The organism is Paractinoplanes ferrugineus (assembly GCF_016862195.1).
Lineage (GTDB): Bacteria > Actinomycetota > Actinomycetes > Mycobacteriales > Micromonosporaceae > Actinoplanes > Actinoplanes ferrugineus.
The window spans coordinates 55795-73128 of record NZ_BOMM01000055.1 but is presented as its reverse complement, the minus strand read 5'-3'; the positions used below and the strand labels follow the sequence as shown (position 1 = coordinate 73128).

The following is a 17334-nucleotide window of genomic DNA, read 5'->3' as shown; positions in this document are numbered from 1 at the left end:
GCGTCCCCGCGACAATAACGACTCCCGAGGTCACGGGTAAGTTGACTCTCATGTCTGCCCTTCACCGTTCGCCGCTGCACGAGCGCCACGCCGCGCTGGGCGCCAAACTCGCCGCCTTCAGCGGCTGGGAGATGCCCCTGGAGTACGCGGGGGGCGGTGTTCTCAAGGAGCACGCGGCCGTTCGCGAGGCGGTGGGCGTGTTCGACGTCTCCCACCTGGGCAAGGCCCGGGTGCGCGGGGCGGGCGCGGCCGAGTTCGTCAACTCGTGCCTGTCCAACGACCTCGGCCGGATCGGCGCCGGTCAGGCGCAGTACACCCTGTGCTGCGACGAGTCCGGGGGCGTGGTCGACGACCTGATCGCCTACCGGTTCGCCGACGACGACGTCTTCCTGATCCCGAACGCGGCGAACACGGCCGAGGTGGTGCGCCGGCTCGCCGCTGCCGCCCCGGCCGGCCTCACCGTCACCGACGAGCACCAGGCGTACGCGATCCTCGCCGTGCAGGGCCCGGCCTCCGCCGACGTCCTCGGCAAGCTGGGCCTGCCCACCGGCCACGACTACATGTCGTTCACCACGGCCGCGCTGACCGGTGCCGACCTGATCGTCTGCCGCACCGGCTACACCGGCGAGCACGGCTACGAGCTGGTCGTCCCGTGGGACGACGCGGGCGCGGTGTGGGACGCGATCGCCGGCGCCGGGGTGCGGCCGTGCGGTCTCGGCGCCCGCGACACGCTGCGCACCGAGATGGGCTACCCGCTGCACGGCCAGGAGCTCTCCCTCGACATCAGCCCGGTGCAGGCCCGGTCCGGCTGGGCGGTCGGCTGGTCCAAGCCGGCGTTCTGGGGCCGCGAGGCGCTTCTCGCCGAGAAGACCCGGGGTCCGCGGCGGGTCCTGCGCGGCCTGGAACTGACGGGCCGCGGCGTCCCGCGAGGTCACATGCCGGTGTACGCGGGTGCGGACCTGATCGGCGAGACGACCAGCGGCACGTTCTCGCCGACCAAGAAGGTGGGCATCGCCCTGGCCCTGCTCGACACCGCCGCCGGGATCTCCGACGGCGACGTCGTCGAGGTCGACATCCGGGGACGGCGGGTTGCCGCCAACGTCGTCAAGCCGCCCTTCGTGCAGCCGGCCGTGCGCTGACCGGCCGCAGTCGGCCCCGGCTCAGCTGAGGGACAGCACCACCAGGGCTGTGCTGGTGGCCAGCTCCACCGCGGCGCCGAGCACGTCCCCGGTGATGCCGCCGAACCGGCGTACGGCGTGCCGCAGCAGGAGCACGACGATGACCAGGGCGGCGAGCACTGCCGCCGGTCCCTGCCACGGTGGTCCCGGCACCGCCGCCGCGCCCGCCGCCACCACCCCGGTGGCGGTGAGCACGACCCCGGTCGGCACCGTTCCCGCGACCAGGGCGCCCAGCCCGTCCGGCCGCGCGGCGGGCACCCGCCGGTGGCAGGCGACGGTGATCGCGAGCCGCCCACCGGCGAACGCGGCGATGAGCGCCCACGGCGAGACCGCGCCGACCGAGGCGGCTTGCACGAGGAGCACGAGCGCGATCGCCGCCACCCCGAACGGCCCGATGTCCGACTTCTTCATGATGTCCAGGGCGGCGCCGCCGGCCTTGTACGACCCCAGCGCGTCAACCGTGTCCGCGAGCCCGTCCAGATGCATGCCGCGGGTGAGCAGCGCGGCCGCGACGACCGTCAGCGCACCCGCGAGAAGCGGCGGCGCCCCGGCCTCCCGCAGCACCCAGAGGAGGCCGCCCAGCACCGCCCCGAGGGCCGCACCCACCCCGGCCGCGAGTGACATCGCCCAGGCCGCGGCCGGACGATCGACCCGCCCGCCGCGGACCGGCAACACGGTCAGCGTCGTCACCGCGAGCCGCAGCCCCGCCAAGGCACTCACGCCCCACCCACCGGCTTACCGCGCGGTGCTGGCCGGGCCCGGGCCGTCCGGGGTGGGCTCGGCCAGGTCGACGTCCTCGTCGTTGGGAACGAACAGGTCGGTCAGGCCGCCGTCGCCCGGCTCGGTGAGCATCGCCGGGTGCACCGGCGCCGCCGCGGCCAGGCTGATCGCCGTCCGCAGCAGGGGCAGGGCGGCCAGCGCGTTCGCGCCCTCGCCCAGGCCCAGGCCGAGGTCGAGCACCGGCTGCAGACCGAGCACGTCGGCGCCGTGCCGGACCAGCTCGATGCCGCCGTCGTCGGTCAGCAGCGACCAGTGCCGGATCTGGCTGCCGATGTCGCGCGCGACCAGGGCCGCCGCGATGCCGACCGGGCCGTCCAGCAGCACCGGCAGCCGGCGCGACGCCGCGCCCAGCAGCACGCCGGTGGCCACCGCCAGGTCGGCGCCGCCGAGCTCGCGGAGGATGTCCTTGGCGCCGCGTGAGTCCTGGCGGATGCGGTGCAGCGCGTCCCGGACGGCGGCGCAGCGCCGCATCCAGGCCTCGTCGTCGTAGAAACCACCGGGACGCAGCACCCGCGGCAGCACCGCGACCGCCTCGGAGGCGGTGGTGGCGGACGAGACGGCGGCGGCGACGGCGTCGGTGCCCACCCCGATCGAGGCCAGGACGAGCAGGTCACGGCCCGCGTCGGCGGCGGCCTCGGCGAGGCGCCAGCCCTGCCGGAGCGCCACCTCGACGGCGGCGTCGTCGACCACCGGGCCGTCCTCCATGGCGCCGGACGTGGCCACCCGCAGCACCGCGATGTCGGCACCGGACTGCCCGGCCAACCGGCTGAGCACCCCCTCGCCGTGCTCCACCTCGGCGACCCGGCGCTCCACGTCGGTCGCGTCGTCCCCGGCCGCGGCCCCGCCGGCGTGGCCGCCCGCGATCAGCAGCACCCGCGGCGACGACCAGGACCGGGGGATCGTGGTCCCCTGGGTGGCGGCGGCGAACTCGACCGCCTCCACCAGCGTGCCCAGCCCGGCCCCGGCGAAGTCGACACCGGCGAGCCGCTCACGCGCGTCCGGCCCGGCGTCGCTGTCCGGCATCGGCAGGTCCATGCCCGGCTCGATCGCCACCAGCCCGCCGATCGTGGGCAGCTGCTGGGTCGGCTCGTTGAGCACCGTGGTCCCACCGGCAACCGTCCCCGGCCGCTCAGCGGCGACCGGCGCGACCAGCTGTGCCTCGCTCGCCGCTAGCTCCCCAACCCCGGCACCCGCGACCCCGGGACCCCCGGCGTCGGCACCCGCGGCGCCGGCGCCCGCGGCGTCGGTACCCGCGGCGTCGGCACCCGCGGCGCCGGCAGCACCCGTGCCCGCGTCCGCGGCAACCGCCGGGCGCGCAGCGGCTTCCGCGCCGTCGGCGGCGACCGTCGGTCCGGACAAGTCGGAAATTCCGGAAGAACGGCCGCCCTTGAGCCAGATCGCGCGGCCGGCGACGACCAGGGCGACCCGGTCGCACGCCTCGGCCAGCGCCTGGTTGGTGGTGCCGAGAGCGTCGGTGAACGCCCGTCCCACCGGGGTGGTCGGCACGAGGGCCAGGCCGACCTCGGGGCTCACGAACACGACACGCCCGGCGGCCGAACGAACCGCGGCGGCCAGGGCGGCCACGTCGGCCTCGTCGTCGTTGGGCTGGCGGGCCGGGTCGAGGACCGCCGCCACCCAGCCGCCGAGGTCGTCGACGAGGAGGGTGTCGTCCGGCTTCGCGTCGGTCAGCAGGGCCGTCAGGCGGGTCGGGTCGGCCCCGGTCTCCTCCGTCGACCAGGACTGTGGCCTGCGCCGCTGATGCTCCTCGATCCGCGCGCGCCACTCCGGGTCGTCCTCGCCACCCACGGCCGTCGCCACGTAGCGCACCGAGGCGGCGTCCGCGACCAGCGCCTCGGCGAACGCGGACTTGCCGGAGCGGATCCCGCCGAGCACCAGGACGGTGTTCCACCGATCATCGGACATGCCCCGTACCTTAAGGCCGGGCCGCACCGCCGGACGCCGTAGGGTGGAGGCCGCACCGAGCACAGACGTGAGGGGGAACGGCGGATGCCGTGGATTTGGCGGTACGAGAACGTCGACGGACAGCCCGTGACCGGTCCGGCCGAGACGTTCAGCAGCCAGTCCGACGCCGAGTCGTGGATCGGCCAACAGTGGCGGGAGCTGGCCGACTCGGGTGTCGCCCAGGTCGTCCTGGTCGAGGACGACCGGGTGGACTACAAGATGAGCCTGCTACCGGCGGAATAGCGGAGTAGACGTGACCTACGAACCGGTCTACACCCGCACCCCGCGCAACGCGTTCGTGCCGAGCCCGGTCTTCGTCGGCATCCTCGCCGTGTTCGGCGTGAGCGGCTGGATGACCTGGACCGGCTTCGGCAACGTCCGGGTCGACGTGTTCCTGTTCATCGTGACCGGCTGGCTGCTGTCGCTGTGCCTGCACGAGTACGCGCATGCGCTGATCGGCTTCTTCTCCGGTGACAAGACCGTGGCCGACCGGGGTTACCTGCGACTCAACCCGCTGAAATACACGAGCCCGCTGCTGTCCATCGTGCTGCCGGTGATCGTGGTGATCCTCGGCGGCATCGGCCTGCCCGGCGGCGCCGTCTGGATCGACCACCGCTATATCCGCAGCAAGGCCAAGGACTCGCTGATCAGCGCGGCCGGTCCGCTCACCAACGTGGTGCTGGCCCTGGTGGTGGCGGTCCCGTTCCTGATCGGCGTGGGCCCGAAGGTGATTCCCACGTTCTCCGGGCAATACCAGCTGACCGGCGACACGAGCCACCTCGACTTCTGGGCCGCCCTCGCGGCGCTCGCCTTCCTGCAGATCACCGCGAGCGTGCTCAACTTCCTGCCGATCCCCGGCCTCGACGGCGGCAGCATCATCGCCCCGTGGATGAGCCCGGCCTATCAGCGGGCCTGGAACCTTTTCGCCCCGTACGGCTTCATCCTGCTCTTCCTCGCCCTCTGGCAGACGAAGCTGGGTGACTGGTTCTTCGAGGTGGTCTTCTGGCTGGGCGAGCGCCTGGGGTTGTCCCAGGCGCTCATCCAACTAGGACTCGAACTGATGCGGTTCTGGAACGGCAGCACCTACTAGTTACGGGCGACGGGCGGGGCTCTGCGTCTTCGCGGGGTCCCGCTCGGTCACCGGGTCGAGCACGGCGTCGATCGCCTTCATCAGGTCGGGCTCAAGGCGTACACCCGAGGCTTTGACGTTGTCCTTGACCTGCTCCGGGCGGGAAGCGCCGATGATCGCCGCCGAGACGTTCGAGTTCTGCAGAACCCACGCCACGGCGAGCTGCGCCATCGACAGACCGGCCTGCTCGGCCAGCGGCTGGAGGCCGGCGACCGCGGTCAGCACGTCGTCGTTGAGCAGCCGGGCGATGAAGTTCGCCCCGCTCTTCTCGTCGGTCGCGCGGGACCCGGCCGGCGGCTGCTCGCCCACCGCGTACTTCCCGGACAGCACGCCCTGCGCGATGGGTGAGAAGACCACCTGGCCGATGCCCAGCTCGATCGAGGTGGGCACCACCTCGGCCTCGATGACCCGCCACAGCGCCGAGTACTGCGGTTGGTTCGAGACGAACGGGATCTTCAGATCCTGCGCCATCTCCCACCCGGCCCGCAGCTGTGTCGCGTTCCATTCGGAGACGCCGATGTAAAGGGCCTTGCCGGAGCGCACCACGTCGGCGAACGCCTGCATGGTCTCCTCGAGCGGGGTCGAGTAGTCGTAGCGGTGCGCCTGGTAGACGTCGACGTAGTCGGTCTGCAGCCGGCCCAGCGACGCGTCGATCGACTCCATGATGTGCTTGCGGGACAGGCTGCGGTCGTTGGGGCCGGGGCCCGTCGCCCAGAAGACCTTGGTGAGGATCTCCAGGCCCTGGCGGCGCTCGCCCTTCAGCGCCCGGCCGAGCACCTCCTCGGCCCGGCCGCCCGCATAGACGTCCGCGGTGTCGAAGGTGGTGATCCCCTCGTCGAGGGCGGCCCGCACGCAGGCCAGCGCGGCGTCCTCCTCGACCTGGGAACCGTGGGTGATCCAGTTGCCGTAGGCGATCTCGCTGATGAGCAGGCCGGAACGGCCTAGATGACGGAACTCCATCATCCCTTTATAGAACGGGTCGCCCGTCGGTCAGCAGCCGGTCCAGCTCCTCGAGCACGTCGGCCCGCTCCCGGTACTTGAGTTCGACGAGCATCTTGCCGCTGCGGTCCAGCGCGCCCCACAGCCCGAACTGGTCGGCGATCAGGAACGCCGCCGGGTGGATCACGATCGCCGAGTGGGTGGGGTCGACGATCAGCTGCCCGGTCCGGTCGACCACCCCGAACCGCTCACCCACGTCGACCACGGCCAGGCCCTCGTCGGTGAAGCCCTCGATCGGCCCGCCCGACACCAGCGGCGTCACGAATCCCCGGAACCGCGGCTGCACCACGATCCGCCCGTGCCGGTCGATGACACCCCAGCCGCCCCGCCGGACCAGCGCGAGCCCATGGTGGAACGGCTTGGCGTCGTCGAACCCGCCCGGCACGATCAGCCGGTTCTGCCTGTCGATCGCGTGCCAGCCGCCGCCGTCGTCCCGCGACACCCAGGCCAGCCCCTCGGCGAACCGCTCGGCCGCCCGGTACCCCGACGTCGCCTCGATCACGACCTCGCCGGCCAGGTCGATCAGCTCCCACGCCGGCGACTCGGGCCGCCGCACCCAGGCGAGCCCGTCCGCGAACGGCTGCGCCTGCGCGTAGCGAGGCTCCACCGCACCCACGTAGCCCCACAGCCCGGAACGCCCGTCCCGCAGCGGCCTGGGCGCCTCGGTGAGCCCGAGGATCTCGTCCCGGGTCCGCGGATAGGGCCCCCAGTCACCGCCCCTGGCCATCGCCTCGCGGGTGATCGTGTCGAGGGCCAGTTCGATGCGTTCCACCAGATCCGGGTCGGCCCCCTTGCGAAGGTCGAGCGCCGTCTCGAAGTGGTTCATCGCCTCCAGGTAGCGCCCCTGCTCGAACGCCGACCGCCCGGCCAGCTCATGCACCTCGGCCCGCAGCCGCGACGGCAACTCCGGCGACCCCGCCTCGGCGTAGAGCTTGTCCGCCTCCGCGAACTCCGCACGCCACTGCAGCACATGCGCGAGCCGAGCCTGCACGATCGCGACCTGCCGCAGCTCTCCGGTGGCCTCGGCGTGCACCAGCGCCTGCCGCGCATCCTCCAGGGCCGGATCCAGCTCTCCGAGCAGCCGCTGAGCCACCGCCCGCAAACTGAGCAGCCGAGCCCGGACCGCGTCCCGCTCCGCGTACTCCAACTTGTCCGTGAGCCGATCGACGACGACCCACATCTGGTCGGTGTCCTCGATCTCCTCCCGCAGCGTCGCCGGGTCGAACGCCCACGGATAATCCGCGAGCGCCTGCTCCGGATCGACCCGCCGAGACCTGGTGGCGGAAACCTTCCGCTGCCGAACCGGCCCCGGCGCCACCGCGTTCGTCTCGGCCGGTTCGGTCTCGGCCTGCACGGCCTCTGCCGGTTCCGTTTCCGACGGTTCTGGCGGCGCTGGTTCCGGTTCTGTCTCTTTTGTCGCGCCTGCGAGTCGGTCTGCCGCGTGGTCAGCGGCTGCCGGGCTCTCCTGCGCCTCCGCTTCGGACTGCTCCAGTTCGGCGACTGCCTCCGAATTTTGGTCCGCCGGTTCGCTTTCCGCCTCGGGCTCGGTCACCGCGTCGACGTCGGTTTGAGCTTCCGCCCCTGCTTCCGGTTCCGCATCGGAGTCGGTTGCGGTGGCTGTCGCGCTCTCCGCCGCGCCCGTTGTGCTGTTCGTGTCGTTCGTGCTGTTCGCGTCGTCTGTGCTGTCCGCGTCGCTCGTGCGTTTTGTGCCGCTCGTGCTTTTCGTGCCGCTGGTGGCGTTTTCGGCAGCGCCGGCTTCCGCACCGGTTGTGGGCTTAGCGCCAGTCGCGACCGCTGTGCCGGTCGTGTCGTTCGCGGGGGTCTCGGTGCTTCGCTTGCTCGCGTCTTCGGCGCCGGACCCGTCGACGAGTTCGCTTCCCGTCTCAGGAGCGGCGTTCAGCCCGAAAGTGGTCGGCGACTCCGAGGCGATCTCCGGCCCGTCCGCTCGGACCGCCGACTCGAGGGCCGGTCGCGTCGGCACGTCAGCGCTCGCCCGAGTGCCGGCGACCATGACCTCCGCCTCGACCCACATGGCATCGACCGGCCGGTGATCGACCAGCTCAGCCTCCACCGGATCGGCGGGCACCAGAGAGGAGCCGACTGCTTCAGGCTCTCCCTCAGCGACCGTCACGTCCGCGAGCGCCCACTGGACGCGCGCCAGACTGGTAGCCGTAGAGCCAATCGGCGCCGCACCGTCCGGCTCCAAGCTCGCGAGCGCCGGGCTTGTAGGCGCCGCGCTTGCGTGCGCTGGGCTAGCCGGTGCCAGGCTTGCGGGCGCCGTGCTGGGTGACGTCGCTTCGGCGGGCGTTTCGCTGACCGGTGCTGGGTCGTCGGGTGTCGCGCTGACCGGAGTTGCGCTGGTGGGGGCCGCACTGACCGGCGTCGCGCTGGTCGGCGCGACCGGGGTTGCGGCCGCCGGCGTCGTGCTCCACGGCGAGGTCGCGCTCGCTTCGGCGGGCGGCGAGTTGACCGGGGGCACGCTCGGGGGATCGGCCGGTGCCGAGCTGATCGGGTCCGCGCTGAAGGGCGCCGGGCTGGTCGGCCCGGTTCCGAACAGCGACGAGTCTCCGGGCGCCGAGCTGACGGGGGTGGTGCCGGCCGACGGGAAACCGGCGTGCTCACCCGGTACGGCGCTCACCGGCGCGACGTCGTAGGACGAACGCCATCCCGGCCGGATTCCGGTTGCGACACCACTCGCCGGTTCTGTGCCGAAACCGGGGCTCAGCTCGTCGGCATAGCGGTCGGCGGGCTCGGGATCGGCTGGGGCGGCGCTGATCGGCGTGCTGTCCGCCAAGAGGCCGTCCGGGGAACTCCAGCCGAGTTGCGGCGCGCCGGTGGTGGTACGCGACGGGATTTCCTCGTGGGGGAGGCCGGCCGGGGCGGCGCTGACGGGCGATCCGGCGGCCGGAGTGTCGTAGGCCGAACTCCAACTGGGCCGCGACTCCGCCGGGGAAGCACTTACCGGTTCGGAGCTGACCGGTTCGGAGCTGACCGGAGGTGGGATGACTCGAGGCGGGCTGACCGGCATGGCGCTGGTCGGCGTATCGCTGATCGGGATAGTGCTGTGCGGGAACGACTCGGTGGCCGGTTCGGCGGAGGGTGTGGGCGTGCCCGGCTCGGTATCGGTGGGTGGGACGAACCAACTCTGCTTCGGTGGGGCGGCGCTGACCGGCGCGTTCTCCTCGTCGACCGGCTCGTCGGCAGCGTCCGGGGTCGGCGGGGGCGGCCACGCGGAGAGCGGCGGCGCGGACGTTCCCCCGGTCGAGACGGGTGCGGCTAGGTCCACCTGTGCCCCCCGGTCCACCTGTGCCCCCCGGTCCACCTGTGCCCCCCGGTCCGCCGGGGCCGCCCAGTCCGCCGGGGCCGCCCGGTCCGCCGGGGCCGCCCGGTCCGCCGGGGCCGCCCAGTCCGCGGGGGCCGGCGAGGCCGGCTCCGAAAGGCCCGCGGTGACGGCCGTTGCGGCTTGACCGGCGAGCGGCTGCCCGGAGGTGGGCTGCGCGGTCACCGGAGGCACGGACGTGGGCTGGGCGGACGTGGGCTGGGCGGATGTGGGCAGGGCGGATGTGGGCTGGGCGGTCGCCGGAGGCGCCGACCGGGGGCGCGCGGACGACGGCTCGGGGTCGGCGGCCGATTGGTGGTCGGATGCCGGCTGGGCGGACATGGGTAGGGCGGACGTGGGGCGGGCCTGCTCCGAAGGGGACTGGTCCAGCGGCACCTGGGTCGGTGCGCCCAAGCCGCTCATCGACAGGAGCCAGCCCAGGCCGTGCTCCTCCGGCTCGGGCTCGGGCTCGGACGGCTGGATCGTTGCTGGGGACTCGTTCGGAGCCGGGGTGGTGGTGCGGGCCCAGGCCGACTCCGCCCAGTCGGGCTCGGGCTCAGGGGCCGGCGGGTCGATGCTCGGGGCGACGCCGAAGCCCGCGGTCGGGCCGTCCGGAAGGGTGAAGCCGTCGGCGGCCGGGGCGTAGGAGTGGGCCTCCGGAACGGCGACATGGGCCTCCGGAACGGCGACATCGGCCTCCGGGACGGCGTACGGCGGCGCGGTTGGCTCGTCGAAGCGCGGGTCGGCGGCGGGGAAGCGTTGAGCAGGCGGCGTGGCGCTGCCGGAGACCGGGCGAGCCGGCGATGGCTCCGTCCGGCGGGCCGGCCGACTTACCCGCCGGCTGTCGGCAGGCGAGATCGGCCGGCTGACCGGCTGGGTGTCGGCGGGCGAGACCGGCTGGGTGTCGGCGGGCGGGACCGGCCGGTTCGCGTACCCCTGGCCCTGGGCGGGGGAAACCGGGCGGGGGTAGCCCGACGAGGTCCCGAGTCGCGGTGGAATGCCGGAGTACCCCGAGGACGCGTCCTGGTGCGATGCGGCCGGCGAAGCCGGGTAGGTGCCGCCCCGCTGAGCCGGTGGTGCGGAGGTCTGGTGCGGGTAGCCCGTCGGCGCCGCGGGGGAAGCGGGGGCCTCGGGTGGCGGGACCGGACGGGCATGGCCCGAGGAGACGCCGGGGCGCGGCGCGGACACGGGGCGCGATGCGGACACCGGCTGCGGTGCGGACACCGGGCGCGGGTAGCCCGTGGAAGACGCCGGGTTCGGGTAGCCGGACCGGCCGGCCGGGGCCGAGACGGGGCGCGGGGTCTGCTGGGCCGCGGGGGCCGAGACCGGGCGGGCTTGGCCGGGTACGGCGGGGTAGACCGGGGAGGGGGGTGACGACGGCTGGGCCGGGGTGACCCGGGTGGGCTGAGGGGCCGGCCGGGCCGTTGCCGGGGTGCCGATCTCCGGGGCGGGGCGCAGGTCGAACGGGGCGTCCGACCGGCGGGGTGGGCGCTGGCCGTCGTAGGTGGGGAACGCGTCGACCGGGGCGGGGCGGGCATTGCCGTAGACGCCTTGCCCGTCCGGGGACACCGGTCGCGGACCCTCGCCCGGGTGCTGTGCCTCGCGGGCGGGCGGCTCCGGCTGACCGTAGTAGGGACGGGCCGCACCGTAAGCCGCCGCCCGCCCGCTGCCGGGCTGCGCCCCGTGCTGCTGCCGCGGGTCGCGGGACTGGGGGTCACGGGACTGGGGGTCACGGGACTGGGGGTCGCGGGACTGCGGGTCGCGGGACTGGGAGTCACGGGACTGCGGGTCTCGGCCGGGCTCACCGAACTGCTGCGGACCGCGCTGCTGCTCGCGTTGCGGAAGATCGCGTTGCGGGTCGCGCTGGTGAAGATCGTGGTGCGGGTCGCGGCGCTGGTCGGGGTACTGCTGCTGGTCACGGCGAGGGGGCTGGGTGCCGTAGAGGGGAGCGGAGCCGCGGCGCTGGTCCGGGGGCGGAGTCGGGCGGCCGGGGGTCTGCCGGCGTTCGTCGGTGAGGCGTTCCTGGGTGGTGCGCGGGCGGTTCCAGGATGGCTCAGCACGCTTCGGGGGATAGCCGGTGCTGTCGCGATCCGGGTTCTCTCGGCCCTGCGGTGGCCTCGGGTCGTAGCCGCGGGCCTCGTCGCGCTGGCCCGGATTGTGCGGAATGCGGGACTGCTCGTCCGGCGCGAACGAACCGGAACGGGACAAACCGGACCCTGGCGAACCACGACCATACGCATCAGGGCCCGACGAACCACGACCATACGAATCACGGCCGGACGAATTACGGCCGGACGAATCGCGGCTGGGCGAGTCAGGGCCGGACTGTTCGGGGGTGAAGGACGACGCCTCGTAGACGGGGGTGTGCACGGCTTTGCGGCGGCCCGGGTCGCCGGGGTAGCGCTGGCCGGGCAGCGGCTCCCACTCCCAGGTGATCTCGTAGACCCAGGCGGGCTCGTCGCCCCAGCGGTCGTCGCCGGCCTGCGAGCTCCAGCCGTTCATCGGGCACCCGGAATCCGGCCCGGTGATTGGCGACGCTCCGTCACGGCTCAGTCCATTTCCCAGTCAAAAATGTGCGGTGGCGGCCCGGAGACCCGGGTAGAGTCTCCCGGCTCCACTGCGGGGTTTGGAAAGGAGATTAACGGCGTGAGCGGGATTGACGCCAGGGTGCTGACGATCTCTCCCGATCGGCCGTTCCGCGCTTCCATCACCACGTTCGGTGCACTGGCGTGGTCGGGTTTCCGGCGCTACTCGACCTATCGGCAGGCCACCATAGCCGGATCGTTCACCAACATAGTCTTCGGCTTCCTCCGCTGCTACGTGCTCCTGGCCGTGGCGGCGGGAGCGGTGGGCAACCGCCCGGGCGGGTACGACGCGACGCAGTTGGTGACGTACGTCTGGGTGGGTCAAGGATTACTGGCAGTAGTCGGAATGTGGGGCTGGACCGATCTGGCCGACCGAATCCGCACGGGCGATATCGCATCCGACCTGTTACGTCCCGTTCCTCCGCTGGTGTCGTATCTCGCTGCTGACCTCGGCCGGGCGCTGCACGCGGTGCTCACCCGCTTCATCGGGCCGCTGCTCGCCGGAGTGGTCTTCTTCGAGCTCTACCGGCCGCACCGGCCGCAGACCGTACCGCTGTTCGCCATCTCCGCTCTGCTGGCCGTGATCGGCAGTTTCGGCTGCCGCTACCTGGTCAACGCGACCGCATACTGGCTGCACGACGCCCGCGGTGTCCAGATGCTCTGGACGCTCGGCTCGGGTGTGCTGGCCGGTCTCTCCTTCCCGCTGCGCCTGCTCCCGGAGTGGGCGGTGGCCACGCTGTGGGTCGCGACGCCGCTGCCGGGTCTGCTGCAGACCCCGCTCGACGTGCTCGTCGAGCGCGACGAGCCGGTCACCCAGGTGGGCCTGGTCGCGCTGCAGGCGGTGTGGGCGGTGGTGCTCCTCCGGCTGGCGCACGTCGTGCAGCGCCGGGCCGAACGCAAACTGGTGGTGCAGGGTGGCTGAGACCGGCGAGACCTGGGCGGGCGAGACCTGGGCGGGCGGGACGAGGGCGGGTGCGATCCGGGCGTACGCGGCCCTGGTCGGCGGCAAGTGGCGGTCGATGCTGTCCTACCGGGCGTCCTTCGCGGCCGAGCTGCTGAGCAACGTCGGCGCCACCGTTCTCGACGTCACCACGGTGTTCGTGCTGTTCCGGGCGACGGCCACGGTCGGTGGCTTCACGCTCGCCGAGGCGATCCTGATGACCGGCCTCACCGCGTTCGGCTTCGTGCTCGCCGATCTGACCGTGGGCAACATCGACGACCTCAAGCGGTACGTCCGGACCGGTCAGCTGGACACGATGCTGACCCGGCCGCTGCCCGTGCTGCCCCAGCTCGTCTTCACCGACCTGCCCCTGCGCAAGCTGCTGCGGCTGGTCTTCGGGGCGGCCGTGTACGGCGTCGCGCTCGCCGTCAACGACGTGCCCTGGACCGCCGGGCGGGTGCTGCTGGCCGCGGTCGCCCCGCTCGGGGCCGGCCTGTTCTTCGGGGCGATCTTCGTGCTGACCGCCAGCTTCGCCTTCTGGTGGGTCGAGTCGGGGGAGATCGGCAACGGTTTCACCTACGGCGGGCGCGACTTCACCTCGTACCCGATCACGGTCTATGCGCATTGGTTCCGCGACCTTTTCGCGTACGCGCTCGGCTTCGGATTCGTCTCCTATCAGCCGGCGCTGGCGCTCCTCGGCCGCGCCGATCCGCTGGGTCTGCCGGCCTGGGCCGGCTTCGTCGCGCCGCTGGTGGCGCTCCCCGCCGTGGCCGTCGCCACGCTGGCGTGGCGCACCGGCATCCGTCACTACCGGAGCACAGGTTCATGATTCGCATGCGGGACCTTCGGAAGGATTTTTCGGTACGCGTGCCGGCGGGTCGCCTGCGCCGGGAGAAACGCTTGGTCAGCGCCGTGGACGGGGTGAGCCTGACGATCGAGCCGGGGGAGATGGTCGGCTACATCGGACCGAACGGGGCCGGCAAGTCGACCACCCTGAAGATGCTGACCGGCGTGCTGTCGCCCACCTCGGGTGAGGTGTCGGTGTTCGGCCTGACCCCGGTGCCCCAGCGCACCCGCCTGGCGCTGCGCATCGGCGTGGTCTTCGGGCAGCGCTCCCAGCTGTGGTGGGATCTGCCGCTGCGCGAGTCGTTCCGGCTGCTGCGGCACGTCTACCAGGTGCCGCCGGCCGAGCACGAGCAGCGGTTGCGCCGCTGCCGCGAGATGCTCGACCTGGACGCCTTCCTGGACACCCCGGTGCGGCAGCTGTCGCTGGGCCAGCGGATGCGCGGCGAGATCACCGCCGCCCTGCTGCACGGCCCCAAGGTGTTGTTCCTGGACGAGCCGACGATCGGTCTCGACGTGGTCAGCAAGCAGGCGGTGCGCTCGTTCCTGGCCGAACTCGGCGCGACGGGCGCCGTGACCGTGGTGCTGACCACCCACGACCTGGCCGACATCGAGCGCCTGTGCGACCGCCTGGTGGTGATCGACCACGGCCGGGTCGTGCACGACGGCACGATCGAGGCCCTGCACGCCCGCTACGGTTCCCGCCGCAGCCTGGTGGTCGACCTCGACTCGCCCCTGCCGGCCGGGTTCGTGCTGCCCGGGACCTCGGTGGCGGGGGTCGAGGCGGACGGGCACCGGGTGACGTTCGCGCTGGACGAGACGTCCGCGGCGGCCGCGGTGGCCGGGCTGGTCGCGGTGGCGTCGGTGCGTGACCTGTCGGTGGTGGAGCCGGACATCGAGGACGTGGTCGCCCGGCTGTACCGGGCGGGCTGAGCGCGGCCGGGCGCGCTCCGATCAGACGTGCTCCAGCACGAGGACGGCCCAGGACGGCTCGAGTGCCTCGTAGCGGTGCGGGACGTCGCCGGGGAACGTGACGTAGTCGCCCGGCCCCAACTCGACCTCCTCGCCGACCGGTCCGGTGCGGATGCGGCCGGCCGCGCAGACGAAATGCTCGACGCTGCCCGGGAGGTGCGCGTCGGCCTCGCGCGGGGAGCTCGGCTCCAGCTCCAGCACGTACAGGTCGCGGCGGGTCCGGGCGGAGCCGGCGGCCAGCAGCGTCGCCGCGTACACCGATTCGTCGGACATCAGCCGCGGCCCCTCGCCGGCCCGGATCACCCGCACCTGCGTGGTAGGCGGCTCGACCAGCCGGCTGAACGGCACGCCGAGCGCCACCCCCAGCGACCACAACGTCTCGATGCTCGGGTTGCCGGTGCCGGACTCGAGCTGGGACAACGTCGACTTGGCCAGCCCGGCGCGGCGGGCCAGCTCGGCCAGCGAGATGCCAGCCCGTTGCCGCTCCCGGCGCAGGGCGGCGGCGATGATGGCGAGCGGGGGTGCCGGCTGCTGCATGTCGTTCGCTCCGTCGATCGGGTTGTTCGGTTTGACGAACGTAGCCGTCTCGTTCAATATTTCAAACCATGCGTACGGTACAGCGAACGCCCGCGGACCGCGCCCTCCGGCGCGACGCCGGCACGATCGCGGCCGCCATGGTCGCGGTGGGTGCCTCGTTCGGGGCCATCACCATCGCGTACGGCCTGCCCACCTGGGTGCCGTTCCTGATGTCCACGGTCGTCTTCGCGGGCGGCTCCCAGTTCCTCGCCATCGGCCTGCTCGCGGCCGGCAACCCGCTCGCCGCCGTCGCCGCCGGCCTGCTGCTCAACGCCCGCCACCTACCGTTCGGCCTGGCCGTCGCCGACGCCGTCGGCACCCGCCCGGTCCAGCGCATCCTCGGCAGTCACCTCCTCACCGACGAAGTGGCCGCCTTCACCCTCGCCGAACCCGACCCGGCCCGCCGCCACCGCGTCTACTGGATCATCGGCACCACGCTGTTCACCTCGTGGAACATCGGCACCGCCCTCGGCGTCCTGCTGGGCGGCGCCACCGGCGACCCGGACGCCCTGGGCCTCGACGCCGCCTTCCCGGCCGCGCTGCTGGCCCTGATCATGCCGGCCCTGGCCGACCGCACCACCCGCACCGTCGCCCTGACCGGCGCCGCCGTCGCCGTCCTGGCCACCCCGATCCTGCCCGCCGGCCTCCCGGTCATCTGCGCCTTGCTGGGCCTGCTGACCGTAGTCCGCCCCCGCCGCCGCGCCGCTCTTCCGCCGCCCGCGTCAGCCGCGCCCGCTTCTGCCGGGCCCGCTCCGGCCGCGCCCGCGCCCGCCGAGCCCTCTCGCGCCGAGCCCTCTCGCGCCGGGCGGGCGGTTGGCGAGGGCTCGCCTGCCCCGGGCGACAAATCGCATTTGTCCGGCGCGGTGGGTGCGGACCCCGGCGCCCGGAGCGGGACCGGGACCGGCGCGGAAGGTGGGGAGGGACGATGCTGATCGCGGCCATCATCGCGCTCGGGGTGGGGACCTACAGCATGCGGCTCGGGGGAGTGCTGCTGCGCGGGCGGCTCAAGCTTTCCGGCACTCTGCAGCGGCTCCTGCCGATGGCGGCCGCGGCCCTGCTCGCCGCGCTGGCCGGCACCGCGGCGCTGATGGCGGGGACGGAGTTCGCCGGGGTCGCGCGGCCGGCGGGCGTACTCGTCGGCGGGATCCTGGCTTGGCGGCGGGCACCGTTCGTGGTGGTGGTGCTGGCCGCCGCCGCGACAGCAGCCCTGCTCCGGCTGGCCGGCGTGCCCTAGCGTCTCTGCCCGCCGACGTGGCGTGCCGGGCACAACCTTGGAAAGGGGCCTCCGTGCCAAGGAGCCGAACAGTGCCGGGCCAGGGCCGGCGCGAGGGGCCAGGGCCGGAACCGGCGGGGCTAGATCTTCTGGCCCAGCTCGACCTGGGGCTTCGGCACCCGCATGCGGCGGAAGGTGAGGCCACGCATGACGCCGTAGAACTGCAGGGAGCCGATCTTCTGGTCGGACTTCGGGAAGCGTTCCTTGACCATCTTCTTGACCTTGCGGGCGATCAGGACGCTGTCGACGATCACGGCGACGGCGAGCAGGGCCCACAGCAGGTTGCTGGCCAGCTGGATCTCGCGGACCTGCACGGTGGAGCCGATCAGGACGATCAGGGCGCCGCCGAAGAACCAGGTGCCGACCGTGCGGCGGGCGTCGATGACGTTGCGGACCAGGGCTCGCTCGGCGCCGCGGTCGCGGGCCAGCAGGTAGCGCTCGTCACCGTTGCGCATGCCCTCGGTGGCCTCGGCGCGCTCCTCGCGCTGCCGCTCGCGCATCTGCTTCATGGCCTCGCGACGGTTCGCGGGGGCCGCCGCGGTGACCTTGCGGGCGTTGCTCTGCCGCTTGGGCGTGGCCTGGCCGAGCTCCTTCTTGCTGGGCGTGTAGCTCTTGGGCCGCGCGGGAGCGCCGGTCACCTCCTCGGCGGGATCGGGGGTGGCGACGACGTCGGCGGACTTGCGGCGAAAGAGCGAGGACACGCTAGGAGAGTAGCCAAACGGCGCGGTGCCAACGACACCGCGCCGCCATCTTTACGAACTAGAGCCGTTCGTCCTCG

At 73.1% G+C, this 17334-nt stretch carries 14 protein-coding genes; 8 read left to right on the top strand and 6 right to left on the bottom strand.

Annotated features, from left to right (window positions below; all coding sequences use genetic code 11):
• Window positions 1-50 precede the first annotated feature (50 nt).
• Complete coding sequence (gene gcvT / locus Afe05nite_RS31365) at window positions 51-1139, top strand: glycine cleavage system aminomethyltransferase GcvT (RefSeq protein WP_203820865.1); 1089 nt, start codon at window positions 51-53, stop codon at window positions 1137-1139.
• Between the two features lie 21 nt (window positions 1140-1160).
• On the opposite strand, the gene Afe05nite_RS31360 is transcribed toward gcvT, so the two are convergent.
• Window positions 1161-1898 (bottom strand): adenosylcobinamide-GDP ribazoletransferase, encoded by a 738-nt coding sequence (locus Afe05nite_RS31360; protein WP_203820864.1) that lies wholly within the window; start codon window positions 1896-1898, stop codon window positions 1161-1163.
• A 15-nt stretch (window positions 1899-1913) separates the two neighbouring features.
• Window positions 1914-3881 carry a bifunctional adenosylcobinamide kinase/adenosylcobinamide-phosphate guanylyltransferase gene (locus tag Afe05nite_RS31355; RefSeq protein ID WP_203820863.1) on the bottom strand — a complete coding sequence of 656 codons (1968 nt, stop codon included), beginning with the start codon at window positions 3879-3881 and terminating at the stop codon, window positions 1914-1916.
• An 84-nt stretch (window positions 3882-3965) separates the two neighbouring features.
• On the opposite strand from Afe05nite_RS31355, the gene Afe05nite_RS31350 reads away from it, so the two are divergent.
• A complete protein-coding gene (locus Afe05nite_RS31350; RefSeq protein ID WP_203820862.1) occupies window positions 3966-4163 on the top strand; it encodes a hypothetical protein in 198 nt (65 codons plus the stop codon).
• 10 nt (window positions 4164-4173) lie between these two features.
• Window positions 4174-5010, top strand: a complete 837-nt coding sequence (locus Afe05nite_RS31345) for a site-2 protease family protein (RefSeq protein ID WP_203820861.1) — start codon at window positions 4174-4176, stop codon at window positions 5008-5010.
• Here the strand turns inward: Afe05nite_RS31345 and Afe05nite_RS31340 are convergent, their stop codons facing one another.
• Together Afe05nite_RS31340 and Afe05nite_RS31335 are read right to left on the bottom strand one after the other, a co-directional pair.
• Window positions 5011-6009 (bottom strand): aldo/keto reductase family protein, encoded by a 999-nt coding sequence (locus tag Afe05nite_RS31340; protein ID WP_203820887.1) that lies wholly within the window; start codon window positions 6007-6009, stop codon window positions 5011-5013. It abuts the gene before it with no gap.
• A 7-nt stretch (window positions 6010-6016) separates the two neighbouring features.
• Window positions 6017-11869 (bottom strand): WG repeat-containing protein, encoded by a 5853-nt coding sequence (locus Afe05nite_RS31335; RefSeq protein ID WP_203820860.1) that lies wholly within the window; start codon window positions 11867-11869, stop codon window positions 6017-6019.
• Between the two features lie 153 nt (window positions 11870-12022).
• On the opposite strand from Afe05nite_RS31335, the gene Afe05nite_RS31330 reads away from it, so the two are divergent.
• The 3 genes from Afe05nite_RS31330 to Afe05nite_RS31320 all read left to right on the top strand — a co-directional run bounded on the left by Afe05nite_RS31330 (window position 12023) and on the right by Afe05nite_RS31320 (window position 14668).
• Complete coding sequence (locus Afe05nite_RS31330) at window positions 12023-12874, top strand: ABC transporter permease (protein ID WP_239118322.1); 852 nt, start codon at window positions 12023-12025, stop codon at window positions 12872-12874.
• Window positions 12875-12971: 97 nt separating this feature from the next.
• Complete coding sequence (locus Afe05nite_RS31325) at window positions 12972-13721, top strand: ABC transporter permease (RefSeq protein WP_203820886.1); 750 nt, start codon at window positions 12972-12974, stop codon at window positions 13719-13721.
• Complete coding sequence (locus Afe05nite_RS31320) at window positions 13718-14668, top strand: ABC transporter ATP-binding protein (protein WP_203820858.1); 951 nt, start codon at window positions 13718-13720, stop codon at window positions 14666-14668. The genes Afe05nite_RS31325 and Afe05nite_RS31320 overlap by 4 nt, the downstream gene beginning before the upstream one ends.
• A 21-nt stretch (window positions 14669-14689) precedes the next feature.
• Here Afe05nite_RS31320 and Afe05nite_RS31315 read toward each other — a convergent pair whose 3' ends face one another.
• Window positions 14690-15244, bottom strand: a complete 555-nt coding sequence (locus tag Afe05nite_RS31315) for a helix-turn-helix domain-containing protein (protein ID WP_203820885.1) — start codon at window positions 15242-15244, stop codon at window positions 14690-14692.
• A gap of 68 nt (window positions 15245-15312) precedes the next feature.
• On the opposite strand from Afe05nite_RS31315, the gene Afe05nite_RS31310 reads away from it, so the two are divergent.
• Complete coding sequence (locus Afe05nite_RS31310) at window positions 15313-16215, top strand: AzlC family ABC transporter permease (RefSeq protein ID WP_203820857.1); 903 nt, start codon at window positions 15313-15315, stop codon at window positions 16213-16215.
• Window positions 16209-16517 (top strand): AzlD domain-containing protein, encoded by a 309-nt coding sequence (locus Afe05nite_RS31305; RefSeq protein WP_203820856.1) that lies wholly within the window; start codon window positions 16209-16211, stop codon window positions 16515-16517. The genes Afe05nite_RS31310 and Afe05nite_RS31305 overlap by 7 nt, the downstream gene beginning before the upstream one ends.
• Before the next feature lie 119 nt (window positions 16518-16636).
• Here Afe05nite_RS31305 and Afe05nite_RS31300 read toward each other — a convergent pair whose 3' ends face one another.
• Entirely contained in the window at window positions 16637-17257 is a 621-nt protein-coding gene (locus tag Afe05nite_RS31300) for a DUF3043 domain-containing protein (RefSeq protein ID WP_203820855.1), read from the bottom strand.
• Between the last annotated feature and the right edge of the window lie 77 nt (window positions 17258-17334).

What these genes read in the sequence shown, in the direction of transcription:
- gcvT (WP_203820865.1), top strand. Translation starts at nt 51, where the DNA reads ATGTCTGCCCTTCACCGTTCGCCGCTGCACGAGCGCCACGCCGCGCTG.
- Afe05nite_RS31355 (WP_203820863.1), bottom strand. Translation starts at nt 3,881, where the DNA reads ATGTCCGATGATCGGTGGAACACCGTCCTGGTGCTCGGCGGGATCCGC.
- Afe05nite_RS31350 (WP_203820862.1), top strand. Translation starts at nt 3,966, where the DNA reads ATGCCGTGGATTTGGCGGTACGAGAACGTCGACGGACAGCCCGTGACC.
- Afe05nite_RS31340 (WP_203820887.1), bottom strand. Translation starts at nt 6,009, where the DNA reads ATGGAGTTCCGTCATCTAGGCCGTTCCGGCCTGCTCATCAGCGAGATC.
- Afe05nite_RS31335 (WP_203820860.1), bottom strand. Translation starts at nt 11,869, where the DNA reads ATGAACGGCTGGAGCTCGCAGGCCGGCGACGACCGCTGGGGCGACGAG.
- Afe05nite_RS31325 (WP_203820886.1), top strand. Translation starts at nt 12,972, where the DNA reads ATGCTGTCCTACCGGGCGTCCTTCGCGGCCGAGCTGCTGAGCAACGTC.
- Afe05nite_RS31320 (WP_203820858.1), top strand. Translation starts at nt 13,718, where the DNA reads ATGATTCGCATGCGGGACCTTCGGAAGGATTTTTCGGTACGCGTGCCG.
- Afe05nite_RS31315 (WP_203820885.1), bottom strand. Translation starts at nt 15,244, where the DNA reads ATGCAGCAGCCGGCACCCCCGCTCGCCATCATCGCCGCCGCCCTGCGC.
- Afe05nite_RS31310 (WP_203820857.1), top strand. Translation starts at nt 15,313, where the DNA reads ATGCGTACGGTACAGCGAACGCCCGCGGACCGCGCCCTCCGGCGCGAC.
- Afe05nite_RS31305 (WP_203820856.1), top strand. Translation starts at nt 16,209, where the DNA reads ATGCTGATCGCGGCCATCATCGCGCTCGGGGTGGGGACCTACAGCATG.